The sequence below is a fragment of the Streptomyces europaeiscabiei genome, assembly GCF_001550375.1.
In the GTDB taxonomy this organism is placed as follows: domain Bacteria; phylum Actinomycetota; class Actinomycetes; order Streptomycetales; family Streptomycetaceae; genus Streptomyces; species Streptomyces europaeiscabiei.
The window spans coordinates 1-6310 of the sequence record NZ_LRTR01000921.1 but is presented as its reverse complement, the minus strand read 5'-3'; the positions used below and the strand labels follow the sequence as shown (position 1 = coordinate 6310).

General features: G+C 70.7%; 4 protein-coding genes and 1 tRNA gene. 4 read left to right on the top strand and 1 reads right to left on the bottom strand.

Annotated features, from left to right (window positions below; genetic code table 11):
• The 4 genes from AWZ10_RS46350 to AWZ10_RS46340 form a co-directional block, all read left to right on the top strand.
• Positions 1-2717, top strand: a 2717-nt coding sequence (locus tag AWZ10_RS46350; protein ID WP_060894260.1) for an alpha/beta hydrolase, incomplete at its 5' end; no start/stop codon positions are given.
• A gap of 388 nt (positions 2718-3105) precedes the next feature.
• Positions 3106-3261: a hypothetical protein gene (locus AWZ10_RS55000; RefSeq protein WP_240439428.1), complete on the top strand. Its 156-nt coding sequence runs from the start codon at positions 3106-3108 to the stop codon at positions 3259-3261.
• Positions 3262-3532: 271 nt separating this feature from the next.
• Positions 3533-3616 (top strand) — tRNA-OTHER (locus tag AWZ10_RS52140).
• 122 nt (positions 3617-3738) lie between these two features.
• On the top strand, positions 3739-4500 hold the full coding sequence (locus tag AWZ10_RS46340; RefSeq protein WP_046703347.1) for an SDR family NAD(P)-dependent oxidoreductase: 762 nt from the start codon (positions 3739-3741) through the stop codon (positions 4498-4500).
• An 887-nt stretch (positions 4501-5387) separates the two neighbouring features.
• Here AWZ10_RS46340 and AWZ10_RS46335 read toward each other — a convergent pair.
• Positions 5388-5840 (bottom strand): DUF5707 domain-containing protein, encoded by a 453-nt coding sequence (locus AWZ10_RS46335; protein ID WP_060894259.1) that lies wholly within the window; start codon positions 5838-5840, stop codon positions 5388-5390.
• Positions 5841-6310: the final 470 nt, after the last annotated feature.

The following is a 6310-nucleotide window of genomic DNA, read 5'->3' as shown; positions in this document are numbered from 1 at the left end:
CGGCGCCGGAACCGGCCCCCGGGCCGGCGTCCGCTCCCGCGTCCGCGGGGCTTCCCGAGGGCTGGCGGACCACCGGCTCCGGGGAGTCGGCGGAGCTGGTGTGGCGCTCGCCCGAGAAGGTGCCGGTGGGCGATGCCCAGGTCGAATTCCGTAGCGGGGAACGTCTGTTGGGCGTCCCCAGACCCGCCGCGGACGGGCGCACCTTCCGGCTGCCGCTCGACGGGGTCCGCCTCGGAAGGACGGACGACCTGCGGGTCGTGGCCGCGGGGCGCCGTCTGGACGCGGCCGGAGCGAACGCCGCAGCCCGTGAGCGCCGCGGACTCGACAGCTCGTCGGGCCCGTCGCGCCTGCCCCGGGCCGCGACCGTGAGCAAGGTCGACCCCGGTGTGGCCGGCTCGTTCCGTACGACCAGTGGTGAGTACTCCCTGCCGTCGGTCCAGCTGCCCGGCTACGACACCGACGTGGAGATGAAGGCCGTGGTGGTCGCACCGGAAGGCGCCACGGGCAGCCGCCCCCTGGCGCTGTTCCTCCACGGGCGCCACGCCACCTGCTTCAAGGCCGACGACCTGACCCTCGAATGGCCTTGCCCGGCCGGCCACGAGCCGGTGCCGAGCTACCGCGGATACCTGCACGACCAGCAACTCCTGGCCTCCCAGGGCTATGTGACGGTCTCGATCTCGGCCAACTCCGTCAACGCCCAGGACTGGCAGGCCGACGACGCCGGCGCCCAGGCCCGCTCCTCCCTGATACGGCTGCACCTGGCCCACTGGGCGGACTGGGCCGCCGACCCGTCCATGGCCCCCGATGTCGTACGACGGGCGCCCCGCGCCGACCTCGGCCGGGTGCTGCTGGTGGGCCACTCCCGCGGCGGTGAGGGCGCCGACAGGGCCGCGCTGGACAGCCTCACCCCGCCGCCCGCCGACCAGGACGGCTACCACGGCCGAACCCGCTGGACGATACGTGGAACCGTCCTCATAGGCCCCACGATCTTCGGCCAGAACCCCGCACCCGATGTGCCGTCCGTGTCGATCCTGCCGGGCTGCGACGGAGACGTCATCGACCTGCAGGGCGAGTACTACGTCGACGGCACCCGTGGCGTCAGCCGCGGCAAGGCCCTGCACAGCGCGGTCTACATGACGGGTGCGAACCACAACTACTTCAACAGCGAGTGGACCCCGGGCCAGGCCACGGCGCCGGCCGACGACGACTTCTCCTACGGCGGCGACGAGCACGACCCGCTGTGCTCGCCGGGCACCGCCACCCGGCTCACCGCCGAGCAGCAGCAGAAGGCGGGCTCGACGTACATAGCCGCCGCGGCCCGGCTGTTCGTCGCCGGTGACGACCGGGTCCGCCCGCTGCTCGACGGGTCCTCCGCGCGTGCGGCCTCCGCCGGACCCGCCCGCGTCCTCACCCACGCCGTCGGCGCCGCCCGCTCGGGGGCGTTCCTTCCCGCCTCCTCCGCCACGGTCCGCGGCGGCCGGCTGTGCGCCCAGGTGGACCCGGACCCGAAGGTCTCCTGCCTGGACCCCGCCCTCAGTACCGTTTCCCCGCACTTCACCCGGTGGTGGAGTGTGACCCCCGGCAAGGAGCCGGACCGCTACGCGCTGGCGATGAACTGGAGCCGCTCCGGCACCGCCACCGAGTTCAGCCCCGCCCACCCGGTCTCCCTGCCCGGCGCGACGTCGCTGAGTCTGCGCGTGATCGTCCCGCCGAACACCACCGGCACCGAGCTGGACGTCGCCCTCACCGACACCTCCGGCAAGCGGGCGAACCTCGGCCGGGTCCGCGTGGACGGCCTGCCGGGCACCTCCCGCACCTCCTCCTACTGGGCGCGTGAGGTCCGCGTACCGCTGTCCGCCGAGACCCGGGAGCGCATCGACCTCGGTCACGTCAAAACCCTGCGCCTGACCCCGCGTACCGAGTCCGGGACGGCCTGGCTGGTGGACGCCTACGGCTGGCGCCCCGGCACTCCCGTCGTCGAGCCCGCGAAGCCGGCGCGTGTGGACGTCGGCCACCTGACCGTCAAGGAGGGCGACTCCGGCTCGCGCACCTACCAGGTGCCGGTACGGGTGTCGGGGTCGGGCAGCGGCGAGGTCCGGCTGTTCGTGGACGAACCGGGCAGTGACGTCCCCGTCGTGCGCACGGTGAAGGTCCGGGCGGGCACCCGCGTCGACGTACCGGTGACGGTCGAGGGCAACACCCGCTACAGCTCCGACACGGACCACCGGGTGGCCGTCAAGACCGTACGCGGCGCGGTGGTCGGCTCCTTCCTGGGCGGCGTCACCGCGCAGAACGACGACCCCCAGCCCACGGTGACCATGACACCGGTCGCGGACCAGGTCACCGAGGGGCAACCGCTGGTCTGGCGGATCACCCTCTCCGCCGCCGCCGACGTGGCCATGTGGACGGACCTGCAGATGCTGCCCGTCTCCGAGGGCACCGAACTGTCCACCGAGGACGTCCCCGCGACGTGGCTGGACGAACACTTCGGGGCCTCGCCGGATCCCGAGCGACCACTGTCCGCAGTGTCGGACGGCGCGCTGTTCATGTCCGAAGTGCCCGCGGGCAGCCTGAGCATCGACATGTCCGTGCCCACCGTCACCGATCAGCTGAGCGAGGACACGGAGTCGCTGCGGCTGCGGCTTTGGACCTACGACGCCGACGGGGAGTCGGTCGAGGGCCCGGAGTTCACCGGCACGGTACGTGACGCCTCCTAGCGGAACACCCGTACCGTACGAGGCTCCATGAGGTGCCGTCGGCCCTCCCGCTCCCGGCGGGAAGGCCGACGGCACCGCCACGCCGCTCACCGCCACGCCGCTCACCGCCACGGCGCTCATCGGACGCCGGTAACCGGGCCGGCGCCGCACCCTGGCCCGGGCGGCCGTACGTACGTCCACGGCGTCGGCGCATGGGCGCCTGCCCGAGATGCCGACCCGGGTTGGACGCGAATGGTCACGCCGGCCGACCGCGGCACTGGAGGACCTGGTCCGCGCCGAGCGTGCGACGCACCGCAAGGACGTCCCCGCGCACCACATGACCGTGATTCTTCGCTGTTCCCCCCCCGTGGGCAAGCCGGTAGTTCTGTGACAGGTCCCCATCAGCGACATGTCGCAGAACAACACCCTCAACCATGACAAGGACGACAAGGTGGACTGGTTCTTCGCGCACATGGACCAGGTGGCGAACGCGCATATCGCCGACCTGCTGTTCGGTGCAGGGTATGGGGAACAGACATCGGTCGAGCCGACGGCGGAAACCTGATCAAGAAGACGATCGCCCACCACAACTCGGGCGGCACGGCGCTCAAGTAGGCGGAGACGCACAGCCGGTCGGCCCTCTCCTCGATGGGGGGCGGGTTCGTCCTCTTCGCCGGGCTGAGGCCTCCTCGGCGTCGCTGACGTCGTGATCGACTCGATCGGCGACGAAGGGCGACGAAGGGCGACGAAGGGCCCCACCGCGACCGGCGGGGCCCTCTGCGGCCCGAGGGGGAATCGGGTGGACGCACCACCATGCAGGTGGATACCTTCTGCCTGGCCATGCGTCGTCCAGCGGCCCAGGACACGGCACGCGGGTTCGCCCGATGCGGAAACCCCGGTTCGAATCCGGGCGATGGCCACCTCGACCGCACCGCTTCCGAGTGGCGTGATCGGACGAAAGCCCTGGCGTGACGAGGCGGCCCGTGGTGCCGAGATCTTCAGGCCGCCCAACGGGAGACGGTGGCAGGGTATTTTGTCCGCCATGAGTTCGATCTCCGAACATGAGCGGCCCGCTCGGCGTCTCGCAGGCAAAATCGTCGTCGTCACGGGAGCTGCCCGCGGGCAAGGGGCGGCCGAGGCTCGGGCGCTGGCCCGAGCCGGTGCCACCGTGGTGGCCACCGACGTGCGTCCCGAAGGCGAAGGATGCCGACGGCTCGACATCAGCAGTGAGAGCGACTGGGACGAACTGGCCGCCGAACTGAAGGAGACGTACGGCCAGGTCCATGGGCTGGTCAATAACGCGGGGATCATCGAGAGGAAGCGGCTCGCAGACGTACGCCCCGAGGACATGGCACACGTGCAGGCGGTGAACACCACCGGCCCGCTGCTGGGTATCCAGCGCCTGTCCCCGCTCATGCCACCCGGCTCGTCCGTCGTGAACATCGGGTCGGCCACCGCGCTCACCGGCTATTACCCCGTCGCCTACACCGCGAGTAAATGGGCCCTGCGTGCCGTGTCGAAAATCGCGGCCACGGAACTGGGGCCGAAGGGGATCCGGGTCAACACGGTGCTCCCCGGTTACATCGAGACCGAGATGACCGCCCAGGCCACGAAGGCCTTTCGTGACGCGACCATCGCAGAGACACCGCTGGGCAGGAGCGGGACGGTCGACGACATCGCCCCGCTCGTGGTGTTCCTGCTGTCCGACGAGTCGTCGTTCATCAGCGGTGCGGAGATTCCGGTGGACGGGGGACTCACTGCGCACGGCGGCGTCAAGTCCATCTCGGACGCCCTGAAGCATTGAGCGATCTGACGCCCCGGCAGCAGCCGGCAGCAGCGAGGACAACAGTCAGAGCAGCAGCCAGGCGCCGTTGAACTGCGAGGATGCGACTTTCAAGACGTACGTACGGCAGTCATCGCCGTCGGCGCAGGAGACCCTTCGGATGCCGGCGCATCGTCAGCAGAGCCCGGGTCTCTGACCCGGGCCTTGGCCGTGGAGCGGGTGGCACCTGCCTCGTCGTCCTGGGGCTGGTGGTGGAACTGCCGTTCCTGTCCCGGCCGGTGTGATCGATGCCGACGACTTCGGGACCAGGAACGCCCCCGCTGGGTCAGGTCCAGTCGAGAATCCGCCGCACTACGCCTGTGACCGCCCGTCTGGTCCACCCGAACAGTCCTGCCGCCACGGTCACATCGGCCCCCGCCACGGCCACGTCCGCCCGGGCCGACCCGGCGCGGCACCCGGGACAGGACCGGGGCCAACGGCGCTTTCGTACACCGCACTTCTTGCATCTCGCCATGCTCGGATCCTCCTCGACCATCGCTGTTCTGATCAACCGTCAGCCAGGTGGCTCGCGCGGGTGAGCTGTGGCCATCAGTCCGGCCTGTGGCGGACGGCAGGGAAGCATCTCCTGGACCCGTCCGCCCGGTCGTGGGCCCGGTCGTCGACCGGTACCCATGCCAAGAGCCGGCGCATGTCCTCGATGTTGTGCGCGGCCGGCGGCGGATCGTGCGCCGCGGAAGATCCGGTTCTGGGCAAGTGGCGCGGTGAGGGCCCGGGAAGGCGTGTGTGCCGTGAAGTCCGGCACCACGGAGAATCGGCCCACAAGCAGGAGCGGCCCACAAGCAGGAGCGGCCTGCCGGAAGCCGCGCTTCCGGCAGACCGCCTCACTGGACGACGGTTCGAACGGCGTGTCAGCGTGTGACGTCGAACGTGGCGGCGCGGGGCACGAACGTCGTGCCCCCGTCCTTGGCCGTCGCCAGTACCGAGACGTACCAGGTGCCCTTGGCCAGGTCGGCCGCCTCCCGCTTCGTGACCTTCTCCCCGTAGGTGCAGCGGACGGTCTCGTCCGAGGTGCTCCGGCACTTGGCGCTCTCATCCGCCGAGCGAACCTCCGCCGCGGTCGGGTCGAGCTTCGAACTTGCGGGCCAGGCAAGGACCTTGAGACTCCGGATGCCTGAGTCGTCGCTCACGTCCACGGTGTAGGTGAGCGAGCCCGCGCTGCCGTCGGACGGAGCCGTGTAGCGAGCCGAGCCGTGCTCCAGGGTCGGCTCCGTGGGGGCCGAGGCCAGGGCGATGCCGCCGGCGGCCACTCCGCCGAGGACGACGGCGCCGATGAGTGACGAGAAGAGAATGCGCTTGGACATGGGAGATCCCCCGGAATTCGTTGGAAAGTTGGGCCGGATACGCGAAAGAGCGCGGAAGAGCATGGAAGAGCATGGAAGAACCGCTGGTGGAGCCGCCGGCAGAACCGGTCTTGGAAGTGGTCGTAGAAGCGGTGGCCGACCGCGTTCTCGATGTGATCGAGCCTAGGGCCGGGGGCATGGCGCCGTCCTCGCGCTGCAGGACGAGTGGCGCCTCGAACCACAGGTAGAGACTCTGCAACCCAGGTAAGAGGCCGGAATCCGCCTCCAGCCGGAGTCGGGCCACTGCCCTGCGCTCATAGCCTGGATCCGCCATGAATCGAACCGACGACCGGCTGTTCCCGGTCCTGCTGATCTGCGCCCAGGCCGTGGTGTGGCCCGGGGCGCCGCTGGTGCGCGGGGCCGTCCCGCCCGCGTCCGCCCTTCTCGTGGCGGCCCTGGTCGCCGGAGTGGTGACGGCCGCGCTCGCCCTG